Annotated in this window: 22 protein-coding genes and 1 tRNA gene; 9 read left to right on the plus strand and 14 right to left on the minus strand. The window is 72.0% G+C overall.

The window, feature by feature from the left end:
* From M4J07_RS23750 to M4J07_RS23775, 6 genes are all read right to left on the minus strand, one after another.
* Nucleotides 1-795: an SDR family oxidoreductase gene (locus tag M4J07_RS23750; protein ID WP_255975005.1), complete on the minus strand. Its 795-nt coding sequence runs from the start codon at nt 793-795 to the stop codon at nt 1-3.
* Nucleotides 792-2,456: an FAD-binding dehydrogenase gene (locus M4J07_RS23755; RefSeq protein ID WP_255975006.1), complete on the minus strand. Its 1,665-nt coding sequence runs from the start codon at nt 2,454-2,456 to the stop codon at nt 792-794. Before M4J07_RS23755 ends, M4J07_RS23750 begins: the two co-directional genes overlap by 4 nt.
* Nucleotides 2,453-3,061 (minus strand): TetR/AcrR family transcriptional regulator, encoded by a 609-nt coding sequence (locus M4J07_RS23760; protein ID WP_255975007.1) that lies wholly within the window; start codon nt 3,059-3,061, stop codon nt 2,453-2,455. Before M4J07_RS23760 ends, M4J07_RS23755 begins: the two co-directional genes overlap by 4 nt.
* 79 nt (nt 3,062-3,140) lie before the next feature.
* The gene (locus M4J07_RS23765; RefSeq protein WP_255975008.1) at nt 3,141-3,725 is read right to left on the minus strand and encodes a TMEM165/GDT1 family protein; all 585 of its coding nucleotides are present in this window, start codon (nt 3,723-3,725) and stop codon (nt 3,141-3,143) included.
* 185 nt (nt 3,726-3,910) lie between these two features.
* Nucleotides 3,911-5,335 carry an FG-GAP repeat domain-containing protein gene (locus M4J07_RS23770; RefSeq protein ID WP_255975009.1) on the minus strand — a complete coding sequence of 475 codons (1,425 nt, stop codon included), beginning with the start codon at nt 5,333-5,335 and terminating at the stop codon, nt 3,911-3,913.
* A gap of 80 nt (nt 5,336-5,415) precedes the next feature.
* Nucleotides 5,416-6,294: an RNA polymerase sigma-70 factor gene (locus M4J07_RS23775; protein ID WP_255975010.1), complete on the minus strand. Its 879-nt coding sequence runs from the start codon at nt 6,292-6,294 to the stop codon at nt 5,416-5,418.
* A gap of 198 nt (nt 6,295-6,492) precedes the next feature.
* Here M4J07_RS23775 and M4J07_RS23780 point away from each other — a divergent pair, with 198 nt between their 5' ends.
* Together M4J07_RS23780 and M4J07_RS23785 are read left to right on the plus strand one after the other, a co-directional pair.
* On the plus strand, nt 6,493-6,966 hold the full coding sequence (locus M4J07_RS23780) for a carboxymuconolactone decarboxylase family protein (RefSeq protein ID WP_255975023.1): 474 nt from the start codon (nt 6,493-6,495) through the stop codon (nt 6,964-6,966).
* Between the two features lie 65 nt (nt 6,967-7,031).
* A complete protein-coding gene (locus tag M4J07_RS23785; RefSeq protein WP_255975011.1) occupies nt 7,032-8,012 on the plus strand; it encodes a hypothetical protein in 981 nt (326 codons plus the stop codon).
* A gap of 99 nt (nt 8,013-8,111) precedes the next feature.
* On the opposite strand, the gene M4J07_RS23790 is transcribed toward M4J07_RS23785, so the two are convergent.
* Together M4J07_RS23790 and M4J07_RS23795 are read right to left on the minus strand one after the other, a co-directional pair.
* Nucleotides 8,112-8,185 (minus strand) — tRNA-Pro (locus M4J07_RS23790).
* 144 nt (nt 8,186-8,329) lie between these two features.
* Complete coding sequence (locus tag M4J07_RS23795; protein WP_255975012.1) at nt 8,330-9,277, minus strand: metallophosphoesterase; 948 nt, start codon at nt 9,275-9,277, stop codon at nt 8,330-8,332.
* A 76-nt stretch (nt 9,278-9,353) separates the two neighbouring features.
* Here M4J07_RS23795 and M4J07_RS23800 point away from each other — a divergent pair, with 76 nt between their 5' ends.
* The gene (locus M4J07_RS23800) at nt 9,354-9,818 is read left to right on the plus strand and encodes a GatB/YqeY domain-containing protein (RefSeq protein ID WP_255975013.1); all 465 of its coding nucleotides are present in this window, start codon (nt 9,354-9,356) and stop codon (nt 9,816-9,818) included.
* Nucleotides 9,819-9,914: 96 nt separating this feature from the next.
* Here M4J07_RS23800 and M4J07_RS23805 read toward each other — a convergent pair whose 3' ends face one another.
* Complete coding sequence (locus tag M4J07_RS23805; protein WP_255975014.1) at nt 9,915-12,161, minus strand: transglycosylase domain-containing protein; 2,247 nt, start codon at nt 12,159-12,161, stop codon at nt 9,915-9,917.
* A 461-nt stretch (nt 12,162-12,622) separates the two neighbouring features.
* On the opposite strand from M4J07_RS23805, the gene M4J07_RS23810 reads away from it, so the two are divergent.
* Nucleotides 12,623-12,967: a WhiB family transcriptional regulator gene (locus M4J07_RS23810; protein WP_255975015.1), complete on the plus strand. Its 345-nt coding sequence runs from the start codon at nt 12,623-12,625 to the stop codon at nt 12,965-12,967.
* Between the two features lie 33 nt (nt 12,968-13,000).
* Here M4J07_RS23810 and M4J07_RS23815 read toward each other — a convergent pair whose 3' ends face one another.
* On the minus strand, nt 13,001-14,251 hold the full coding sequence (locus tag M4J07_RS23815; protein WP_255975016.1) for an ArsA family ATPase: 1,251 nt from the start codon (nt 14,249-14,251) through the stop codon (nt 13,001-13,003).
* Nucleotides 14,252-14,295: 44 nt separating this feature from the next.
* Nucleotides 14,296-15,255, minus strand: a complete 960-nt coding sequence (locus M4J07_RS23820; RefSeq protein ID WP_255975017.1) for an ArsA family ATPase — start codon at nt 15,253-15,255, stop codon at nt 14,296-14,298.
* 85 nt (nt 15,256-15,340) lie between these two features.
* Here M4J07_RS23820 and M4J07_RS23825 point away from each other — a divergent pair, with 85 nt between their 5' ends.
* From M4J07_RS23825 to M4J07_RS23840, 4 genes are all read left to right on the plus strand, one after another.
* Nucleotides 15,341-15,505, plus strand: coding sequence for a DUF4177 domain-containing protein (locus M4J07_RS23825; RefSeq protein ID WP_073494871.1), 165 nt, complete (start codon nt 15,341-15,343; stop codon nt 15,503-15,505).
* Nucleotides 15,502-15,975 (plus strand): RidA family protein, encoded by a 474-nt coding sequence (locus M4J07_RS23830; protein WP_255975018.1) that lies wholly within the window; start codon nt 15,502-15,504, stop codon nt 15,973-15,975. The genes M4J07_RS23825 and M4J07_RS23830 overlap by 4 nt, the downstream gene beginning before the upstream one ends.
* Before the next feature lie 82 nt (nt 15,976-16,057).
* Nucleotides 16,058-16,933 (plus strand): NUDIX hydrolase, encoded by an 876-nt coding sequence (locus M4J07_RS23835; RefSeq protein ID WP_255975019.1) that lies wholly within the window; start codon nt 16,058-16,060, stop codon nt 16,931-16,933.
* The gene (locus M4J07_RS23840; protein WP_255975020.1) at nt 16,930-17,769 is read left to right on the plus strand and encodes an MBL fold metallo-hydrolase; all 840 of its coding nucleotides are present in this window, start codon (nt 16,930-16,932) and stop codon (nt 17,767-17,769) included. Before M4J07_RS23835 ends, M4J07_RS23840 begins: the two co-directional genes overlap by 4 nt.
* Nucleotides 17,770-17,771: 2 nt before the next feature.
* On the opposite strand, the gene M4J07_RS23845 is transcribed toward M4J07_RS23840, so the two are convergent.
* The 3 genes from M4J07_RS23845 to M4J07_RS23855 form a co-directional block, all read right to left on the minus strand.
* Nucleotides 17,772-18,692, minus strand: coding sequence for a sigma-70 family RNA polymerase sigma factor (locus tag M4J07_RS23845; protein WP_255975021.1), 921 nt, complete (start codon nt 18,690-18,692; stop codon nt 17,772-17,774).
* Between the two features lie 24 nt (nt 18,693-18,716).
* Complete coding sequence (locus M4J07_RS23850; protein ID WP_255975022.1) at nt 18,717-19,523, minus strand: nucleotidyltransferase domain-containing protein; 807 nt, start codon at nt 19,521-19,523, stop codon at nt 18,717-18,719.
* A gap of 123 nt (nt 19,524-19,646) precedes the next feature.
* On the minus strand, nt 19,647-20,321 hold the full coding sequence (locus tag M4J07_RS23855) for a Crp/Fnr family transcriptional regulator (protein ID WP_016642758.1): 675 nt from the start codon (nt 20,319-20,321) through the stop codon (nt 19,647-19,649).
* 302 nt (nt 20,322-20,623) lie between these two features.
* Here M4J07_RS23855 and nth point away from each other — a divergent pair.
* Nucleotides 20,624-21,563: endonuclease III (gene nth, locus M4J07_RS23860; RefSeq protein WP_305128095.1), on the plus strand; the 940-nt coding region annotated here is incomplete at its 3' end.

A 21,563-nucleotide genomic window follows, 5' to 3' on the forward strand; every position in this document is an offset into this window, starting at 1 on the left:
CTACCGCAACCCGTGCCGGCGAGCCACCATGCGCTCACTCGCCCCCCGCGGCAGCACCCGCCGTAGAGCGAAGACGAACGGCGCCCCGCTCCCCACCGCGTAGAACGGCCGCAGCCGCCCCGCCTCGATCGCCACGACCACCTTCGCCGCGACCTTCTCGGCAGAGATCCCCTTCGCCTCGTTGGCGTTGAGAGCCGCGAGCATCGTGTCGTAGGCACTCCGGAAGGGCGAGTCGGTGGCCACGTACTGCGTGCGCCGCTCACTGATCCCGGTGGCGATGGACCCCGGCTCCACCGTCGTGATGCCGACCCCGTACGGCGCGTACTCCCGCCGCGCCGCACTCGCGAACCCCTTGATCGCCGCCTTCGACGCGACGTACGACGACCGGTACGCGAGCGGGAAACTGGCCAGCATCGACCCGACCATCACCACCCGCCCCCGCCCGCGCGCCCGCATCCCCGGCAGCACCAGCTGACTCAGCCGCACCGCCCCGAACACGTTCAGCTGGAACAGCCGCCGCACCGCGTCCATCGGCAGCTCCTCGAACGGCCCGCTCTGCGACTCGCCCGCGTTGTTCACGAGCACGTCCACCTCGCCCGCCGCCGCGGCACACGCCTCGATGCTCGCCTCGTCGGACAGGTCGAGAGCCAGATAAGTCACCCCGGCCACCGGTGAGTTGACCTTCTCCGGGTTCCGGCTCGTGCCGTACACCCGGTACCCGCGCCGCACCAGCGCCGCCGCCACGGCGGCCCCGATCCCCGAGGAGGCGCCGGTGACCAGCGCCGTGCCCGTCACGCCAGGCTCCTGGCGAGCGCGCGGCCCGCGGCCCGGCCGGAGAAGATGCAGCCGCCGAGGAAGGTGCCCTCCAGGGCGTTGTAGCCGTGCACGCCGCCGCCGCCGAACCCGGCGACCTCCCCGGCCGCGTAGAGCCCGTCGAAGACCGAACCGTCGGACCGCACGACCTGCGAGTCGAGCGTGGTCTCCAGACCGCCGAGCGTCTTGCGCGTCAGCACGTGCAGCCGCACGGCGATCAGCGGGCCCTGCTCCGGGTCGAGCAGCCGGTGCGGTTTGGCGACGCGGGTGAGGCGGTCGGGGAAGTACGACCGGGCGTTGCGCACGGCCATCAGCTGCATGTCCTTGGAGTAGCCGTTCTCGATCTCCCGGTCACGGGCGACGATCTCGCGCTCGACCTGCTCGTAGGAGAGCGGGGTGTCGGGCGTCAGCTTGTTCATCCCGGCGACGAGGTCGCGCAGGTTCCTCCGCACGACGAAGTCCTCGCCCCGGTCGAGGAACGCCTGGACCGGGCCCGGCGCGCCCTTCTTCACCCGCTGCAGCACCAGCTTCAGGTCCTTGCCGGTGATGTCGGGGTTCTGCTCGCTGCCGGAGAGCGCGAACTCCTTCTCCACGATGGCCCGGGTCAGCACGAACCACGTGTGGTCGTGCCCGCTCGCGGTGATGTGCTTCAGCGTGGCGAGGGTGTCGTGGCCGGGGAAGAGCGGCGCGGGCAGCCGCTTGCCCTCGGCGTCCAGCCACAGCGACGACGGGCCGGGGATGATCCGGATGCCGTGGCCCGGCCAGATCGGGTCCCAGTTCTTGAGGCCCTCCGTGTAGTGCCACATGCGGTCGCGGTTGACGACGGAGGCGCCCGCGCCCTCGGTGATCCCGATCATCCGCCCGTCGACGTACGCGGGCACGCCCGTGACCATCGACCCGGGAGCGGCGCCCACCCGGTCGACGGGCCAGTTCTTCCTGACCAGTTCGTGGTTGCCGCCGATGCCGCCCGACGTGACGACGACGGCCTGCGCCCGCAGCTCGAAGTCACCGACGGTCTCGCGCGAGGAGGCGACGCCCCGGGCCTCGTCCGACGGCGCGAGGAGCGAGCCGCGCACGCCGACCGCCGCCCCGTCCTCGACGATCAACTCGTCCACCTGGTGGCGGTACTTGAACGTGACGAGCCCGCGCTCGGCGGCCTCCAGGACGGGCTCGCGGAAGACGCGCACGACCTCCGGGCCCGTGCCCCACGTGATGTGGAAGCGCGGCACGGAGTTCCCGTGCCCGGTCGCGGTCCCCGAGCCGCGCTCGGCCCACCCCACGTTCGGGGTGACCTTCAGCCCGAGCCCGTACAGGTAGTCGCGCTTCTCGCCGGCCGCGAACTGCACATACGCCTCGGCCCACTTGCGCGGCCAGTGGTCCTCGGTCTCGCGGTCGAAGCCGGCGGAGCCGAGCCAGTCGGCGAGGGCCAGCTCGTAGCTGTCCTTGATGCCCATCCGCCGCTGCTCGGGGCTGTCGACGAGGAAGAGACCGCCGAGCGACCAGAACGCCTGGCCACCGAGGTTCGCCTCGTTCTCCTGGTCGACGAGCACCACTCGCCTGCCCGCGCGGGTGAGTTCGTACGTGGCGACGAGCCCGGCGAGCCCGGCCCCCACGACGATGACATCGGCACTGGCGTCACTCACGAGATCTCCCTCGGTGTGCTGTAGGCGCTGAGTACGTTCATGAAGAGGGCCTGCCGGCGCGTCCGGGCGCCCTCGTCCTCGGGCTGGAGCAGTACCTGCACGGCGGTCCCGTCGTGCACGGCCACCAGCGCGTCGCCCAGCGCGCGCTCGTCGGTGACCTGCCGCCCGAGCCGCCCCAGAGCGGTCACGAACACCGGCAGGATCGCGTCCCTGATCGCTTCCTCGCGGGCCGCCACCACCCGGCGCAGGCCCGGGGTGCGCAGCGCGTGCGCGGTGAACTCGGCGGTGATGCGGTACCAGGCGTCGTCCACGGGCGTCGCGTCGATCGCGGCCCGTACGGCGGCCTCGGGGTCGTCCGGATCGATACCGGCGAGAGCATCCCGCACATCGTCGAGCATCCGCGCCGAACGCTCTTCCCACAAGGCGAGAAACAGCTCGTCCAGGGAGGAGAAATTCGAGTAGAAAGCGCCGCGCGTGAACCCGGCGCGGTCGCAGACCTGCTCGACGGTGGAGCGCCCGAAGCCCTCGTCGGCGAACACGTGCAGGGCGGCGTCGAGCAGCCGCTGGCGGGTGCGCGCCCGCCTCTTGGTGACGGTGGCCGCCATCTTCGCCTCCCCGGTCGGATACAGGAACGTATTCGATACATTCCTGTATCCACAAGGGGTGCGCGCATCAGGCGACCGGTCAGGCGAAGATCTCCACGAACGACCACACGGCGAGCGCCAGCATGCACACGCCGCCGATGCGCTGCACGGTCTTCAGCGGCACCTTCTTGGCGATGAAGCGGCCCGCGACCAGGGCGAGCCCGGAGACCGAGATCAGCGCGAGGAACGAGCCGATGGCGGTCGACCAGGAGCCGTTGGTGGCGGCCAGGTTGGCGGTGGTGATCTGGGTGAGGTCGCCCCACTCACCGATGAAGACGGCCATGAAGGCGGTGCCGAACACCGGCCAGAAACCGGTGACGATCTTCGCGCCCGCCTCATCGTCGTCCCCGTCGTCGTCCCCGCCACGCAGCAGCATGAAGGCGCCGAACAGGAACAGCAGACCGGACACCAGCTTCACGATCCAGCCCGGCAGCAGACCGAGCAGGGAACCGGCGCCGACCGCGATCGCGACGTGCACCGCGAACGCCGCGGACGTGCCGAACCACACGTAGAGGGGCTTCATCCGGGTGCCCATGGCCAGGGAGGCGAACATGGTCTTGTCCGGGAGTTCGGCGAGGAAGATCAGGCCGAAGGCGGTGACGATCGCCACGGGATCGAGATGCATCGGGGGTCTCTCTGTACGGGCCGTAGCCGGACCCGAGTACCCGCCCGCTCCGGGGACCACTCGACCCGGCAGCGGCACATGGGCAGGCTGCCTGGTCGAAGGTCTCGCCCGCCCACGCCGTCTCCGGCCGGGCCCGGCCACCGGGAACCCGGGGGTTCCAGTGTGTCGACGACCGGTTCGCGGGGCTACTCCCCTTCGCTTGCGTGTTCCAGGGTACCAGCGGGCAGCACGAAGCCCTGCTGGGCGGCGAGGTCCCCGATCACCCACCACTGGGCGGGAGCGAACTTGTACGCCCAGGAAACGACGACCTGGTCGCTGCCCCCGGGGCCGTAGCTGCCGCCGGCCGACACCCACACGCGCCGGTCGTACGGCTTCAGCTTCCGGCCCCCGTGCCGCTCGGGACCGGAGATCCTGAGCGTGCGGATCTCGCCGGACGGCCCGTCGGCGGTGCCGCGCAGCACCACGACGCCCTTCAGGTCGGAGGGCATGATCGCGTCGACGTCCGAGGCGTACTGGGTGATCAGCTCGGCCTTCCCGTCGCCGTCCAGATCGGCCGCGGCGAGCCGCAGCCCGAGCCCGTCGGAGCCCGGGACGGCGCGGTCGGCCGGTTCGTCGAAGGAGCCGCGGGCGCCGCGCACGACGACGATCGGGGCGAGATCGGCCCGCCCGCCGCCGCCGTCGTCCTCGGTGTTGCGGCTGCCGCTGTCGGCGACGGCGAGGTCGTCCAGCCCGTCGCCGTCGAAGTCACCGGCCGTGACCGCGGAGCCGACCGGCAGCGTGTGCGCGGAGGCCGGGAAGCGGCCACCGGCCTGCCGGGCGCCGAACAGCAGCACGGACGTGACCTGCTCGCCGTCCGAGTCGGGGGTGACGACCAGGTCGGTGGCGGCGTCACCGTTCACGTCGGCGGCGGTGAGGTCGATGATGTTGCCGTACGTGCCGGGCGGCAGCCGGTACGAGGTGTCGGTGCGGGCCGCCGCGCCGTTGCGGCCGAACGGCCCGTAGCGGACCTCCAGACGGCGGGACGCGCCCTCCGGGTCGTCGACCGCCCGGAGCGCCAGGTCCGTGTGGCCGTCGCCGTCGAAGTCGCCGGCCGTGACGGCGGCGCTGAGGAAGTCCCGGCCGCCGGGCTCGGGCAGCGGGGTGGCGGCGGCCGCCGGGTCCGGGCCGCCGGAGCCGCCCCAGACGATGCCGGGCGCGGCGCCGGGCGTGACGACGAGGTCCGCGTAGCCGTCGCCGTCCAGGTCACCGGTGCTGCGGGGGGCCGGGCCCGCGTCGGTGAAGACGGTGCGGGTGGCCGGGTCGAGGCCGTCCTTCGACCCGTAGACCACGGCGAAGGACGCCATGCCGTTCTGCCCGGTCGACAGCAGCAGATCGCCGTAGCCGTCGCCGTTCAGGTCGGAGCCCAGCTTGCTGCCGTCGCCGCGGGGCACGGGCGCGGTGGCGCCCTTCCAGACGGGGAGCGCGGCGGGCGACGCGGTGGGCTTTCCGCTGGGGCGGGCGTCGCCGCCCCCGCCGCTCTCGGCCCCGCAGCCGGTGACCAGCGCGCCGCAGCACAACAGTCCGGCGGCGGTGACGGCGGCGCGGGGAACGGCTCTGCCCAAGAGGATCATGGCCCCCACCCCACACCGGCCGCCGACCCCTGACCAGCTCCGCGCGTCCTTCGTACCGGGACCGTTACCCGGCCGGGAGCTCAGCGGCCGACCGGGTTCTCCCGCTCGACGCGGGACAGCTTCGCCGGGTTTCGGACGGCGTAAAGCCCGGTGATCAGGCCGTCGTCGATGCGCATCGCGATGACGGTGTCGACCTCGCCGCCCCGCCGGATGACCAGCGCCGGGTCGCCGTTGATCAGCGTCGGGTGCAGCGTCGTCGAGGCGATGTTGCCCAGCACCTCCGCCACGAGCCCGGCTCCCACGACGGGCGCGAGCGCGGCCCGGACGACCCCGCCGCCGTCGGTCAGCAGGACGACGTCCGGCGCGAGGACGTCCAGCAGGCCCTGCAGGTCACCGGTCTCGACCGCCCCGCGGAACGCCGCCACGGTGCGCCGGTTCTCGGCGGCGGACACCGACCCGCGCGGGCGGCGCGCGGCGACGTGGGCGCGGGCCCGGTGGGCGATCTGGCGCACGGCGGCCGGGGTCCTGTCGACGGCCTCGGCGATCTCCGCGTAGTCGAGCGCGAACACCTCGCGCAGCACGAACACGGCCCGCTCGGCCGGCGCCAGCGTCTCCAGGACCAGCAGCATCGCCATCGAGACGCTGTCCGCCAGTTCCACGTCCTCGGCGACGTCGGGCGAGGTCAGCAGCGGTTCGGGCAGCCAGGGCCCGACGTAGGACTCCTTGCGGCGGCCGAGCGTGCGCAGGTGCATCAGCGCCTGCCGGGTGACGATCCTGACCAGGTAGGCGCGCTGCTCCCGCACCTCGTCGTGGTCGACGCCCACCCAGCGCAGCCAGGCCTCCTGGAGGACGTCCTCGGCGTCGGCGGCCGAGCCGAGCATCTCGTAGGCGACGGTGAACAGCAGATTGCGGTGGGCGACGAACGCCTCGGTCGGTGTCCGTCCGGTCCCGTCGGTCATGTCCGGTCAGCTCCTGCCTGTTCGCCCTCGCCTGCGCGGTCGTACACGAGATGCCGCCCGCCCCCGTCCTGTGACACCGGCCCGCAGTGGCGTACGTCACACGGTCGCCCGGTCACAGGATCGCGCCCACCGGCATCTCGTGTTCGTCCGTCACCACCACCGAGCACGACCTGCCCCCAGGAGGGCCGCATCATGACCGTGGAACCCCGATTCAACCTGCTCGCCGACAGCCCGACCGCCGCGAAGATCGCCAAGCGCTTCTACAACGTCTCGCTGGCACTGGACGACTCCGACCTGCCCAAGTCCCTCAGGGAACTGGTGGAGTTGAGGGTCGGCCAGCTCAACGGCTGCGGCTTCTGCGTGGACATCCACACCAAGGAGGCCGCGGCCGCGGGCGAGAGCGCGCTGCGCATCAACCTGGTCGCGGCCTGGCGCCACACCACCGTCTTCACGGAGGCCGAGCGGGCCGCCCTGGCGCTCGCCGAGGAGGGCACCCGCCTCGGCGACCACGGCGTCTCCGACGAGACGTGGGCCGAGGTCCGCAAGCACTTCGACGACGACCAGACCGGCGCGCTGGTCTGTCTGGTCTCCCTGATCAACGCGGCCACCCGGATGAACGTGATCGTCCACAACCCCGGGGGTTCGTACGAGCCGGGGATGTTCGCGGCCTGACCAGCCGGTGATCGAACCCGATAGCGTCCCTCCCCGTACGTGAACGTGACGGCCGGGGAGGGACGTTGACGAGTACGACGAGCAGCGGCAGTGGACGCGAGGGACTGTGTCCGGTCGTGATGCTGCTGCCACAGGGGCCGGTGAACGACGCGGGGGCGGCCCTGGCCGCCGCCCGCGACCGGCTCGCCGGTCTGCAGCCGGGCGGACTGCGGTGGACGGGGATCGGACAGGTGCTGCGCCACCTGTTCACGCACGGGTACGAGGAGCGGCCCCCCACCGCTGCGCTGATAGCGGAGCTGATGCCGGACGTGCGGGCCGCGGCCGAGGCCCAGCTCGCCGGCTACCACGCCGACTGGACCACCGACCCCACGGCCCGCGCCTGGGCCCCGCTCGGCCACACCGACCACCCCGAGCAGGGCCGCACGGCCACCCTGATCGCGCTGGCACTGCTCGATCCGGCGGCGCACGGGGCGGCCGCCCGGGAGGCGTTCCGCACGGCGGGCGCGCTCGCCGTCGGGCTCTGCGCCGCCGGATACGCGCTGCTCGGCCCGGCGGAGCGCGCCGAGGCCGTCGACCGGCTGCGCACGGTGGCCGCGACCGACCCCGGCGGCGCGGCCCTCACCCTCGTACGGGCGCTGCTCGCGCTGGGCTGCGACGAGGAGACCGCCGACGTCGTACGGGACCTGGCGTCCCGCGGCGTCCCGGTCCGGCTCCCCGCCGACGCGCTGGCGGCGGCGCCCGCCCGGGCCCGTGCGGCCCTCGCCGACAGCGCACTGCGCGACCTGCTCGACGACCCGGACCGCAACCTCGCGGACCTGGACCAGACGGCCGACGACGTCGTGTCGGAGGTACTGGCCTGCGGCACCGACCACCACGACCAAGTCCGCGACGCCCTGCGGACGTTGGTCTCCGACGCCACCCGCACCCCCGGCCTCCGCCGCCGCGCCGCCACCCGGCTCGCCCTCGTCTCTCCGGACGAGGAGGCGGCGGCGCACGCCTATCTGGGGGCCGTGGGGGTGCCCGACACCCGAAGACCGGGGCCGTAGCGGCCGGACCCCGCCGGGCCTACGGGCCGGGCGGGGCCACACAGAAACAGGTGAGGCGCCTACCGAATCCGGTAGGCGCCTCACCTGCTGTTTTGGCTGTCGGGGTGGCGGGATTTGAACCCACGACCTCTTCGTCCCGAACGAAGCGCGCTGCCAAGCTGCGCTACACCCCGATGTCGTTGCTCCGCTCTCTGCAGTCCTGCAGGTCGCGGCGACATCGATTACTTTAGCGGACCGGCGGCCTGAGACGAAATCCGGTTTTCGGGGCCCCGGATCTCGGGCCCGGTCCGGCGGGGCGGAGCCGCTTCCGGGAGGGGCTACCCGCGGTGCTGCGCCGGTGTCAGCGTCAGCAGGCTCGCCTCCGGCGGGCACGCGAAGCGGACCGGGGTGTAGCGGTTCGTGCCGCAGCCCGCCGAGACGTGGAGGTACGAGGTGCGGCCCGCCGCCTCGTGCGTGGACAGGCCCTTCACGCGGTCCGTGTCCAGGTCGCAGTTGGTGACGAGGGCGCCGTAGAAGGGGATGCAGAGCTGGCCGCCGTGGGTGTGCCCGGCGAGGATCAGCGGATAGCCGTCGGAGGCGAAGGCGTCCAGGGCGCGCAGGTACGGGGCGTGCACCACGCCCATCGAGAAGTCGGGGCCGGACAGCGGGCCGCCCGCCACCTCCGCGTACCGGTCGCGCTTGATGTGCGGGTCGTCCAGGCCGGTGAGGCCGATCTCGACGCCGGCCACCTTGAGCGTGCCGCGGGTGTTGGTGAGGTTCAGCCAGCCCGCCTCGTCGAAGCCGTCGCGCAGCCCCTCCCACGGGTTGCGGGGGACGCCGACGGCCGGTCCCTGGCCGTTCAGGCCGTGCTTGCCGGAGACCTTCTCCAGCAGATACCGGCCGGGGTTGCGGAACTTGGGGCCGTAGTAGTCGTTCGAGCCGAAGACGTACGCGCCCGGGAACTCCATCAGCGGGCCGAGCGCGTCGAGCACCTCGGGGACGCCCTCCGGGTCGGAGAGGTTGTCGCCCGTGTTGATGACGAAGTCGGGGCGCAGTCCGGCGAGCGAGCGCAGCCAGCGCTGCTTCTTGCGCTGGCCGCCGACCATGTGGATGTCGGAGACCTGGAGGATGCGCAGCGGGCGCATGCCCGCAGGCAGGACCGGGACCGTCACCCGTCGCAGTCGGAAGGAGCGGGCCTCGAAGCCCGCCGCGTAGGCCACTCCGGCGGCGCCCGCCGCCATCACTCCGGCCGTCACCTTCAGGGGAATCCCGTATCGCGCGCGCATGGGCCCATCGTGTCAGACGGGCCGGGCCCCGGAAATCGGCGGGCGCCGCCACCCCCGCACCTGCGACAATCACGTCATGACCACGCTCAAGTCCAAGCTGCAGGACGACCTCAACGCCGCGATCAAGGGGCGCGACGCGCTGCGCTCCTCGACGCTCCGGATGACCCTCGCCGCGATCACCACCCAGGAGGTCGCGGGCAAGGAGAAGCGCGAGCTCTCCGATGACGAGGTGCAGGCGGTGATCGTCAAGGAGGCGAAGAAGCGCCGCGAGGCGGCCGAGGCCTTCGAGAAGGGCGGGCGCGCCGAGTCCGCCGCCCAGGAGAAGGCGGAGGGCGAGGTCCTCGCCGAGTACCTGCCGCAGCAGCTGACCGACGCCGAGCTGGAGCAGATCGTCGCGCAGGCCGTCGAGGAGGCCAAGGCGGCCGGTGCCGAGGGCGGCAAGGCCATGGGCCAGGTCATGAAGATCGTGAAGCCCAAGGTCGCGGACCGTGCCGAGGGCGGCCGGGTCGCCGCGACGGTGAAGCGCCTGCTCGCGGGCTGAGACCAGGCACCCGACGGAGACATCCGCCGGGTACGTGAAAGGGGCGCTCCCCGCCGGGGAGCGCCCCTTTCGCATGGTTCACGTGCGCGGGGAGGGTCAGCGGCCCCAGCCGCCGCCGTTCCCGTTCCCGTTGTTGCCGCCGATCAGGTCCGGCGGGATCGAGATGCCGGGCAGCGGGTCGTCGCCCCCGTCGTCGCCGCCACCGGGCTTGCCGTCGTCGCGGCCCTTGTCCCGCCCCTTGTCCTTGTCCTTGTCCTTCTTGTCGGGGTTGGGGATGTCGACCAGGTTGAAGCCGGGCGCGGGCTTGTCGGCGAGCGCGCCGGTCATGGCGCTGCGCCAGATCGGACCCGGGGTGTCGGCGCCGTAGACCTTGTCGTGGAACCGGCCGCCGATGGGGATGTTCACCATCTCGACGTTCTGCTGCGGGCTGCCGACCCAGACGGCACCGGACAGGTTCGGCGTGTAGCCGACGAACCAGGCGTTCTTCCGGGCGTCGGTGGTACCGGTCTTGCCCGCGTTGGCCCGGTTCTGCAGGCCGGCCTGCTGGCCCGTACCGGAGTCGGTCACGCCGCTGAGCAGGGTGTTGATCTTGTCGGCGGTCTCCGTCGACATGGCGCGCGAGCACTTCGTCTTCGGCACGTCGAGCGCCTTGCCCTGCGGGTCGGTGATCGACTCGATGGCGACGGGCGTGCAGTACGTGCCGCGGTTGGCGAACGCCGCGTACGCGGACGCCATCGTCAGCGGCGACAGACCCGTCGAGCCGAGGGTCATCGACGAGGGGACCTCGTCGACCTTGGTGCCGTTGCCCTGCACCACGCCCAGCTTGTCGGTCATCTGGACGACCGGGCACATGCCGGTGTCGGCGACCATCTGCACGAAGTACGTGTTGATGGACTTCTCCATCGCCTCCTTGAGGCGATAGGGGCCGACCTCCGACTCGTTCTCGTTCTCCACCATCGCCGGGTTCGTCCGCGAGTTCACCCACGGCTTGCCGCTGCAGGTCTGCACCGAGCTCGGGTACGGCATCTCGTACGGCGCCGGGTACTCCTGCGTGACCGGCGTGCCCTTCTCCAGGGCCGCCGCCGCCAGGAACGGCTTGAACGTCGAACCGGTCGGGAAGCCGTAGTTCGAGCCGTGGTACTTGGCGTTGACGGAGTAGTTGTACTCCGTCTCGTTCTTGTCGTAGCCGTACGGCTTCGACTGGCCCATGCCGAGGATCTTGCCGGTGCCGGGCTCGACGAGCGTGACGGCCGTCGCGACCTTGTCCGACTTGTAGACGTTCTCGCTTATGGCCGCCTGGACCGAGTCCTGCGACTGCGGTTCGAGGGTGGTCTTCACCGTCAGGCCGCCGCGGTTCCACACCTTGGCCCGGGCTTCCTTCGTCTCGCCGAAGACCGGGTCGTTGAGGAAGACCTGCTTGACGTAGTCGCAGAAGAAGGCCGCGCCCTTGACCGCGGTGATGCAGCCGTTCTGCGGCTTGCTGACCTTGAGGCCGAGCGGTGTCTCCTTGGCCTTGTCGGCGTCGGCCTGCGAGATGTCGTGCACCTCGGCCATGCGCTGCAGCACGACGTTGCGCCGCTTCTTCGCCTCGGCCTCGTCGTTGACGGGGTCGTAACGGCTCGGCGACTGCACGATGCCCGCGAGCAGCGCGGACTCCTGCACGTTCAGGTCCTTGGCGTGCTTGGAGAAGTAGCGCTGCGCGGCCGCCTCGACGCCGTACGCCTGCTGCCCGAAGTACGTGATGTTCAGGTAGTTGGCGAGGATCTTCTTCTTGCCCAGCTCGTCCTCGACCTGGATCGCGTACTTGAGCTCGCGGACCTTGCGGCCGATCGTCTGCTGGGTGGCCTGCGCGACCTTGGTGGGGTCGTCGCCGGCCTCCTCGATGAAGACGTTCTTCACGTACTGCTGGGTGAGGGTGGAGGCGCCCTGGGAGACCCCGCCGTCCCGCGCGTTCGCGTTGATCGCGCGCAGGATGCCCTTCGCGTCGACCGCCCCGTGCTCGTAGAACCGGGAGTCCTCGATCGCGACGAGCGCCTTCTGCATGTACGGCGAGATCTGATCGAGGGGGACCACCGTGCGGTCGCGCGAGTAGACGGTCGCGATCTTCCCGCCCTGGCTGTCCAGGATCGTGGTGCGCTGGCTCAGCGGCGGGGTCTTCAGGTTGGCGGGGATCTCGTCGAACCCCTCGACGGAACCCTTGGCCGCGAGGCCGAGCGCGCCCGCGGCGGGCAGCGCGATTCCGGCGAGCACGGCTCCCGAGAGCACGCTGACACCGAGGAACTTGGCGGCCTGTTGGGCCGGCGACATACCGCCGCCGTTACCGGCCGAGCGCTTCTTTCCCATGGGGGGCAGCCTACGTTCTGATTCTCCGGACAGGCGTATATGCCTTGGCCTAAGCTGCACTCAACTGTCACAGCAGTGCGGTCTCGTATCAAGACGTGGGACGCCCCGAAACGTTCCCGGCACTTTTCCCAGCTTGTCGAAGTGCCTCTTGTAGTCATTCCCGTCCCCCTCCGCGGACCTCTCGCGCGGGGCTCGGAGGGTGTCCGAATCCGCCTCGTGTGTCACCCGACGCCCGTTGTGGCTCAAGTGAACTGTCCCGGTTTGCCGGGGTTATTACGCATGTCCCTCGGTCACTCCGTCGGGTGATCTGCCGCTTACGCATAGTCCGTTCGGGCCATTCAAGATTGGGCCCGAAGGGGGTGTTGCGCTGTGCCCACCTTCCGTAACGTCCTCAACTGGCGGCGGTGAATATGCCGCTGCCGCCGTGGGGGAGCCTCGATTCGGGAGAGGACGGCGCCGGTATGGGCTGGGTAGTCGACTGGAGTGCGCAGGCGGCCTGCCGCACTACCGATCCGGATGAACTGTTCGTTCAAGGAGCAGCGCAGAACCGGGCGAAGGCGGTGTGCACGGGATGTCCCGTGCGGACCGAGTGCCTGGCGGACGCGCTCGACAATCGCGTCGAGTTCGGCGTGTGGGGTGGCATGACGGAGCGGGAGCGTCGCGCACTGCTGCGCAGGCGTCCGACCGTCACCTCATGGCGCCGGCTGCTTGAGACGGCGCGGACGGAGTACGAGCGCGACACGGGGCTGCTGCCCGTCGAGCTCGAGGACGACGAGACGTACGAGAGGTACGCGGCCGTCGGGTAGACGGCGCGCGTCACCAGCCGACGTACGTACGGCTCACGATGCTCCGGCCGGATTGCCACCGGCCGCGAGCCGATGTCCGATGTCCCTGAGACCTGCCAGGTCGTGCACGTCGCCCGGCAGGGCCGCGACCTCCGTCACGGCGACCTCGGGGTGGAGAGCGGTGAAGCGGTCACGCGTGCGCTGTTCGCGCGCCACCACGTGCATGCGCTCGGCGTGCAACCGCAGCAGTCCCGCGGTCAGTTGCTCGATGGTGGGGTCCGAAGGGGCCTCCGCTGCGGCGGGGGAGCCTGGCGCGGGAGCGGTACGAACCTCTTCCTTCCCGCCCGTCTGATCCACAATGCGGCGCTCGTCAAGATTTTCTGCGGCCGCGAGGGCGCGCTCGGCGGACAGCCGTCCCGCACCGCTGCCGTGCACCCGGTTCAGCACGAGACCGGCCAGCGGCATCCGCTCCGCCGCCAGCCGTTCCACGAAGTACGCGGCCTCGCGCAGCGCGTCCCGCTCGGGCGCGGCGACCACGAGGAACGCGGTGCCGGGCGCCTGCAGCAGCTTGTACGTGGCGTCGGCGCGGGTGCGGAAGCCGCCGAACGTCGTGTCCATCGCGGCCACGAACGTCTGGACGTCGCGCAGGAGTTGACCGCCGAGCAGCTTGCCGAGCGTGCCGGTCATCATCGACATCCCGACGTTCAGGAACTTCATGCCCGCGCGCCCGCCGACCTTCGCCGGCGCCATCAGGAGCCGGATCAGCTTCCCGTCCAGGAACGAGCCGAGCCGGGTCGGCGCGTCCAGGAAGTCGAGCGCGGAGCGGGACGGCGGGGTGTCCACGACGATCAGGTCCCACTCGTCGCGCGAGCGGAGCTGGCCCAGCTTCTCCATCGCCATGTACTCCTGCGTGCCCGCGAAGCCCGCCGAGAGCGACTGGTAGAAGGGGTTGGAGAGGATCGCCCTCGCCCGCTCCTCGTCCGCGTGCGCCTCGACGATCTCGTCGAAGGTGCGCTTCATGTCGAGCATCATCGCGTGCAGCTCGCCGCCCGCGGCGTCATCGATGTCCTTCACCCGGCGCGGGGTGTTGTCCAGCGAGTCGATGCCCATGGACTGGGCGAGCCGGCGCGCCGGGTCGATGGTGAGGACGACGACCTTCCGGCCGCGCTCGGCCGCGCGCAGGCCGAGGGCGGCCGCGGTCGTCGTCTTGCCGACGCCGCCGCTGCCGCAGCAGACCACGATGCGGGTGGCGGGGTCGTCGAGCAGCGGATCGACGTCGAGCGGGGCCTGCGGATCCAGCGTCATGAATGGCGTCCTGTCATGAATGGCGTCCTGTCATGGAGCGGTCCCTAAATCCCTTGCCGCCGCAGCTCCTCGGCGAGCGTGTACAGCCCGGAGAGGTCCAACCCCTCGGTGAGCAGCGGCAGTTCGTGCAGCGGGAGGCCCGCCGCGGCGAGCTGCTCGCGCTGGGCGCGCTCCAGGGCGTACCGCTCCGCGTACTCCCCGGCCTGGGTGAGCAGCGGCCCGGCGAGCCGCTTCGCGCTGCCGATGCCCGCCGCGGCCAGCGCCTCGACGACGGCCGGGCGGACCCCGGTGTCCCGGGTCAGGGCCAGGGCGGGTTCCCCGAGAAGCGCGGGCCGCACCATGTTCACCATGATCCTTCCCACCGGGAGCTTCGCGGCGCGCAGTTCGGCGACCCCGTCGAGGGTCTCCTGCACCGGCATCTCCTCCAGCAGGGTCACCAGGTGCACGGCGGTCTCACGGGACTTGAGGACCCGCATGACGGCCTGCGCCTGATTGTGTATCGGGCCGATCTTGGCCAGCCCGGCGACCTCGTCGTTCACGTTCAGGAACCGGGTGATCCGCCCGGTCGGCGGCGCGTCCATCACGACGTAGTCGTACGCGTACCGCCCCTGCTTGTCCTTGCGCCGGACCGCCTCGCACGCCTTGCCGGTCAGCAGCACGTCCCGCAGGCCCGGCGCGACCGTGGTGGCGAAGTCGATCGCGCCCAGCTTCTTCAGGGCGCGGCCCGCGCCGCCCAGCTTGTAGAACATCTGGAGGTAGTCGAGCAGCGCCAGCTCGGGGTCGATGGCCAGCGCGTACACCTCACCCCCGCCCGGCGCGACGGCGATCTTCCGCTCCTCGTAGGGAAGCGCCTCGGTCTCAAAGAGCTGTGCGATGCCCTGCCTGCCCTCCACCTCCACAAGGAGCGTGCGCCTGCCCTCCGTCGCGAGGGCGAGCGCGAGTGCGGCGGCGACCGTGGTCTTTCCGGTACCGCCCTTGCCGCTGACGACCTGGAGCCTGCTCACGTATTCGAGCCTAACCAGTACGTGCCCGGATCACGCAGGAGCCTCCGGAACGCCGCAGGTCGATCGGGCCGCTACAGTCGGCCCCATGGCTAAGAAGTGGGAATACGCGACGGTGCCGCTCCTGGTGCACGCGACGAAGCAGATCCTGGACACCTGGGGCGAGGACGGCTGGGAGCTCGTCCAGGTCGTGCCGGGGCCGAACAACCCCGAGCAGCTGGTGGCGTACCTGAAGCGGGAGAAGCAGGCGTGAGCGGCAATGTCGAGGCGCGGCTCGCGGAGCTCGGGCTGACGCTGCCGCCCGTCGTCCCGCCGGTCGCCGCGTACCAGCCGGCCGTGCGGTCCGGCGTGTACGTGTACACGGCGGGGCAGCTCCCGATGGTCGACGGCAAGCTGCCGCTGACCGGCAAGGTCGGCGACGAGGTCACGGCCGAGGAGGCCAAGGACCTGGCCCGCACCTGCGCCCTGAACGCGCTGGCCGCCGTGAAGTCCGTCGCCGGTGACCTGGACCGCATCGCGCGCGTCGTGAAGGTCGTCGGCTTCGTGGCCTCCGCCACCGACTTCACCGGGCAGCCCGGCGTCATCAACGGCGCCAGCGAGCTGCTCGGCGAGGTGCTCGGCGACAAGGGCGTGCACGCCCGCAGCGCCGTCGGCGTCGCGGTGCTGCCGCTGGACGCGCCGGTCGAGGTCGAGTTCCAGGTGGAGCTCACCCCCGAGGCCTGAGCCGCCCCTGCACGTGAGGCCGTCCGAATCGAAGATCGGGCGGCCTCTCGAACATCTTGGTGACACGAGATAGCCTCCGGCCATGTCCAACGGCCAGTGGTACCCGCCGGAGTGGCCGGACCGCATCCGCGCCCTCGCCGCCGGCACGCTCACCCCCGCGACGCCCCGCCGCGCGGCCACGGTGATGCTGCTCAGGGACGCGTCCCCCGACGGCACGGAAGTGCACATGCTCCGCAGACGCGCCTCGATGGCCTTCGCCGCCGGGGCCTACGCCTACCCGGGCGGCGGCGTCGACCCGCGCGACGACGACCGGCAGGTCCGCTGGGCCGGGCCGGCGCGGCAGGAGTGGGCCGAGCGGCTCGGCGTCCCCGAGAAGGACGCCCAGGCGATCGTCTGCGCCGCCGTGCGCGAGACGTTCGAGGAGGCGGGCGTACTGCTCGCCGGGCCGGCCCCGGACACCGTCGTCGACGACACGACGGGCGAGCGGTGGCAGGCCGACCGGCAGGCACTGATCGACCGGGACCTGTCCTTCGCCGAGTTCCTGGAGGCCCGCGGCCTGGTGCTCCGCTCCGACCTGCTGGCCGCGTGGGCGCGCTGGATCACCCCCGAGTTCGAGCCGCGCCGCTACGACACCTGGTTCTTCGCGGCCGCCCTCCCGGCGGGCCAGCGCACCAGCGACGACTCCTCCGAGGCGGACCGCACGGTGTGGATCAGGCCCGAGCGGGCCGTGGCGCTGTACGACCGGGGCGAGTTGACGATGATGCCGCCCACCGTCGCGACGCTGCGCACGCTGGCCGAGCACTCCCGGGTACGGGACGCCCTCGACGGCTCCACGGAGCGCGATCTGACCCCCGTACTGGCGCGGGCGCACCTGGCGGACGGCGAGTTGGTGCTGTCCTGGCCGGGGCACGACGAGTTCACCAAGCACATTCCGACCGCCGGGGGAGCCGGACGATGACCGAAGCAGCCGCCCTGCCCGGGCAGCCCCGCGGCGGGGTGCTCTCCGGCCCCGCCACCGCCCGCGCCGTCAACGTGCTCGCGCCCAACGCGTCCGCGATGACCCTCGACGGCACGAACACCTGGATCCTCGCCGAGCCGGACAGCGAGCTGGCCGTCGTCATCGACCCGGGGCCGCTCGACGACGCCCACCTGAAGAACGTCATCGGCGTCGCGGAGGCCGCGGGCCGCCGGATCGGGCTGACCCTCCTCACCCACGGCCATCCCGACCACGCCGAGGGGGCGGGCCGGTTCGCGGAGCTGACCGGGACGAAGGTGCGGGCGCTCGACCCGGCGCTGCGGCTCGGCGACGAGGGGCTCGCGGCGGGCGACGTCGTCACGACCGGCGGGCTCGAACTGCGCGTCGTACCCACGCCCGGCCACACCTCCGACTCGCTCTGCTTCCACCTGCCCGCCGACGGGGCCGTGCTGACCGGCGACACGATCCTCGGCCGGGGCACGACGATGGTCGCGCACCCCGACGGCCGCCTCGGCGACTACCTCGACTCGCTGCGCCGGCTGCGCTCCCTGACGGTCGACGACGGCGTGCACACGGTGCTGCCCGGCCACGGCCCGGTCCTGGAGGACGCCCAGGGCGCCGTCGAGTTCTACCTCGCGCACCGCGCCCACCGGCTCGCCCAGGTCGAGACCGCCGTCGAGGACGGCTACCTGACCTCGTCCGACGTCGTCGCGCACGTGTACGCAGACGTGGACCGGTCCCTGTGGCCGGCGGCCGAGCTGTCCGTCCTGGCCCAGCTCGACTACCTGCGCGAACACGGCTTGATCCAGAGCCCGTAGCCCTAGGGGCGGGGCCAGCCGAGGGGCGTGGCGGCGAGGCGCTCCGGGTCGGCGATGATGTCGACGCCGACGACCTTGCCGTCGCGGAACGTGAAGCCGAGGATCGAGGTGACCCGGCCCTCCGGTGCCGCCACGATGCCCATCGCGTCGCCCACGAACGCCGCGTACGAGGCCGGCGCCATCCGGCCGTAGAACGCGGCCTGACCGGCGACCTCCAGGGCGCCGCGGACCAGCTTGGTCGCCGCGCCGGGCCCCGCGTCGACCCGCAACAGGACGTCCGGGTCGAGGAGTTCGAGCAGCGCCTCGAAGTCACCGGCCCGCGAGGCGGCCAGCCAGGCGTCGACGACCACGCGCTGCCGGGCGAGATCGGTGTCCGGCGGCACGGTGGCGCCCTGCACGCGGCGCCGCGCCCGGCTCGCCAGCTGCCGGGTCGCCGCCGGGGTGCGCTCCACGATCGGCGCGAGCTCCTCGAACGGCACCGTGAACATGTCGTGCAGCACGAACGCCAGCCGCTCCGCCGGTGCCAGCGTGTCCAGGACGACGAGCAGCGCCAGGCCCACCGAGTCGGCCAGCTCGGCCTCCGTGACCGGGTCTCCGGCGTCGGCGGGGCGGATCACGGGGTCGGGGACGTGGATCTCGCCGGTGCCGGGGTCGAGGGGGTCCTCACGGCGTGCCGTGCGGGTGCGCAGCATGTCCAGGCAGATCCGGCCGACGACGGTGGTCAGCCAGCCGCCCAGGTTCCGCACGTCGTCGCTGTCGGCGCGCTGCAGCCGCAGCCACCCCTCCTGGACCGCGTCCTCCGCCTCGCTCAGCGATCCGAGCATGCGGTACGCGACGGACCGCAGCCGTCCGCGCTCCGCCTCGAAGCGGACCGCCAGGTCGGCCGACGACGGCGAAGCGGACGGCGATGGTGACTGTGACACGGGTGGGTCCTCCCCCTCGGGCCCTCAGGGCCGCGGATTCTTGATGCCGTGCACGCGCGCGTACTCCGCCGCGAGCCACGGCCCGATCTCCTCGGTGTACGTGTGCAGTGCGTCGAGGTCGCCGGTGGGGTCCTGCGCGGCGGCGGCCGTGGCCCGCATCCGCCCCGCCCACTGCGGGTAGTACTCCCCGAACGCCTCGGCCATCTCAACAAGATCGCTGGTCCATCCGTTCCAGCGCGGCATGACGAGGGTGAAGCCGGTCCTGACGAGGTGCCGGGCGGTGCGGCGCTGGAGGCCGCGCAGTTCGTCGGGGGCGGCCGCGGCGATCTGCTCGCGCCAGCGCGGCAGGAACAGGGCGAGGTCCCCGTTCGTCTCCCTGGCCAGCAGGGACGTGGGCCGGTAGCGCGGCAGGTACTCGGCGAGGTCCTCGGCGAGCAGGGGCGTGCACAGACAGGCCACGAACCATCCCAGGTCGTACGTCTCCAGCGCGCTGAGCACCCGCTCCCGGCTGTACAGCAGCGTGCCCACGCCGTCGACCTGCGCGAACTCCTTGTCCAGCGACTCGTCGAGCATCCGGGCGTCGGCCCGGTCGGCCTCGGTGGGCTCGGCGCGCAGGGCCAGGAGCAGATCGAGGTCGGAGCGGCCGGGGCGGGCGGTGCCGCGCGGCACGGACCCGTAGAGGTAGGCGCCCGTCATGCGTGCCCCGAAGACGTCGATCAGCCGGTCGCGGGCCGCGGCCACGACGGGACGGAACGGTTCGCCGATCCGGGCGAGGGAGCCCTCGCGCGCGATGTATCCCTGGGCGTCGAGCCCGCGGGTCAGGTTGGCCATGGGGCAACTGTGCAGGGAAGTGCCGTGCGGGGCACGGCATTTCCGCGCGTCGACGCCGACGGGTCCCGCCACACGAGGTGGCGGGACCCGTCGGTTTACGTCTGTCTGCGTCCGCGCTGACGCTCAGCGGGAGCGCTTCGCGAGGCGCTCCACGTCCAGCAGGATCACGGCGCGGGCCTCCAGGCGGAGCCAGCCGCGGCCCGCGAAGTCCGCGAGCGCCTTGTTGACCGTCTCGCGGGAGGCGCCGACCAGCTGGGCCAGCTCTTCCTGCGTCAGGTCGTGCACGACGTGGATGCCCTCCTCGGACTGCACGCCGAAGCGGCGCGACAGGTCGAGCAGCGCGCGGGCGACACGGCCCGGCACGTCGGAGAAGACCAGGTCGGACATCTGGTCGTTCGTCTTGCGCAGGCGCCGGGCGACGGCGCGCAGCAGGGCGGCGGCCACCTCCGGGCGTGCGTTCAGCCAGGGCTGGAGGTCGCCGTGGCCGAGGCCGAGCAGCTTCACCTCGGTCAGCGCGCTGGCGGTCGCCGTGCGGGGGCCGGGATCGAAGAGCGACAGCTCTCCGATGAGCTCGCCCGGGCCGAGCACGGCCAGCATGTTCTCCCGGCCGTCGGGGGAGGTGCGGTGGAGCTTCACCTTGCCCTCGGTGACCACGTACAGGCGGTCCCCGGGGTCGCCCTCGTGGAACAGGGCATCGCCGCGCGCGAGGGTCACCTCACTCATGGAGGCGCGGAGCTCCGCGGCCTGCTCGTCATCGAGCGCCGCGAAGAGCGGGGCGCGCCGCAGAACGTCGTCCACGAGTTTCTCTCCTATGTCGCCTGCACTGTGGGGATCGATCGGAAATCGACCCGGGAGGGTATTTCCCGCTCCCCATTTTGCCGGACGGTCCAAACAGTGTGATCAGTCACTCAGGCACAAGTCTGCCGCACCTGCGTCACAACCCGAGGGGGAGGGGGCCAATCGGGGGCCGATCCAGTGGCTCCGGGGCGGATGTCAGTGCCGGGCTCTAGGCTGGTCGGGTGTCCAAAAAGCCGGTGGTAGCGCAGGCGAAGGGGGTCGGGGCGGTCTCGGCCGACCGCGATTCCGCTGTGGGCGAACACCTGCGGGGCAACCCCGTGTCCGTCGAGGGAAAGGCGGCCCAGTCCGTGCCTGCCGCGAAGAAGTCCGCCGCCGAGCGGGTGGCTCCGGCCAAGAAGACTGCGCCGGCCAAGAAGGCTGCGGCCAAGAAGGCGCCGGCCAAGAAGGCCGTGGCCGAGAAGGCGGCGTCCGCCAAGCCCGAGAGTCACACGGCGCTCGTCCGGCGGGCCCGGAAGATCAACCGGGAGCTCGCGGAGGCGTATCCGTACGCGCACCCGGAGCTGGACTTCGAGAACCCCTTCCAGCTGCTCGTGGCCACGGTGATGTCCGCCCAGACGACGGACCTGAGGGTCAATCAGACGACGCCGGGCCTGTTCGCCAAGTACCCGACCCCGGAGGACCTGGCCGCGGCCAACCCGGAGGAGGTCGAGGAGCTGATCAGGCCGACCGGCTTCTTCCGGGCCAAGACGCGGTCGATCATGGGGCTCGCGAAGGCCCTGAGCGAGGACTTCGGCGGCGAGGTCCCGGGCCGCCTCGAAGACCTGGTCAAGCTGCCGGGCGTGGGCCGCAAGACGGCCTTCGTGGTCCTCGGGAACGCGTTCGGACGCCCCGGCATCACCGTCGACACCCACTTCGGCCGGCTCGTCCGCCGCTGGAAGTGGACCGACGAGACCGACCCGGACAAGGTCGAGAAGGCCATCGGCGCGCTCTTCCCGAAGAGCGACTGGACGCAGCTCAGCCATAACGTGATCTTCCACGGCCGCCGCATCTGCCACGCCCGCAAGCCGGCCTGCGGCGCCTGCCCGATCGCCCCGCTCTGCCCGGCGTACGGGGAGGGCGAGACGGACCCGGAGAAGGCGAAGAAGCTGCTCAAGTACGAGAAGGGCGGCTTCCCCGGCCAGCGCCTCAAGCCCCCGCAGTCGTACCTGGACGCGGGCGGCATCCCGGCCCCGCCGCTGGGCG

This window comes from Streptomyces longispororuber (assembly GCF_024448165.1).
Lineage (GTDB): Bacteria > Actinomycetota > Actinomycetes > Streptomycetales > Streptomycetaceae > Streptomyces > Streptomyces longispororuber_A.

What these genes read in the sequence shown, in the direction of transcription:
- M4J07_RS23760 (WP_255975007.1), bottom strand. Translation starts at nt 3,061, where the DNA reads ATGGCGGCCACCGTCACCAAGAGGCGGGCGCGCACCCGCCAGCGGCTG.
- M4J07_RS23765 (WP_255975008.1), bottom strand. Translation starts at nt 3,725, where the DNA reads ATGCATCTCGATCCCGTGGCGATCGTCACCGCCTTCGGCCTGATCTTC.
- M4J07_RS23770 (WP_255975009.1), bottom strand. Translation starts at nt 5,335, where the DNA reads ATGATCCTCTTGGGCAGAGCCGTTCCCCGCGCCGCCGTCACCGCCGCC.
- M4J07_RS23775 (WP_255975010.1), bottom strand. Translation starts at nt 6,294, where the DNA reads ATGACCGACGGGACCGGACGGACACCGACCGAGGCGTTCGTCGCCCAC.
- M4J07_RS23795 (WP_255975012.1), bottom strand. Translation starts at nt 9,277, where the DNA reads ATGCGCGCGCGATACGGGATTCCCCTGAAGGTGACGGCCGGAGTGATG.
- M4J07_RS23800 (WP_255975013.1), top strand. Translation starts at nt 9,354, where the DNA reads ATGACCACGCTCAAGTCCAAGCTGCAGGACGACCTCAACGCCGCGATC.
- M4J07_RS23805 (WP_255975014.1), bottom strand. Translation starts at nt 12,161, where the DNA reads ATGGGAAAGAAGCGCTCGGCCGGTAACGGCGGCGGTATGTCGCCGGCC.
- M4J07_RS23810 (WP_255975015.1), top strand. Translation starts at nt 12,623, where the DNA reads ATGGGCTGGGTAGTCGACTGGAGTGCGCAGGCGGCCTGCCGCACTACC.
- M4J07_RS23815 (WP_255975016.1), bottom strand. Translation starts at nt 14,251, where the DNA reads ATGACGCTGGATCCGCAGGCCCCGCTCGACGTCGATCCGCTGCTCGAC.
- M4J07_RS23825 (WP_073494871.1), top strand. Translation starts at nt 15,341, where the DNA reads ATGGCTAAGAAGTGGGAATACGCGACGGTGCCGCTCCTGGTGCACGCG.
- M4J07_RS23835 (WP_255975019.1), top strand. Translation starts at nt 16,058, where the DNA reads ATGTCCAACGGCCAGTGGTACCCGCCGGAGTGGCCGGACCGCATCCGC.
- M4J07_RS23840 (WP_255975020.1), top strand. Translation starts at nt 16,930, where the DNA reads ATGACCGAAGCAGCCGCCCTGCCCGGGCAGCCCCGCGGCGGGGTGCTC.
- M4J07_RS23850 (WP_255975022.1), bottom strand. Translation starts at nt 19,523, where the DNA reads ATGGCCAACCTGACCCGCGGGCTCGACGCCCAGGGATACATCGCGCGC.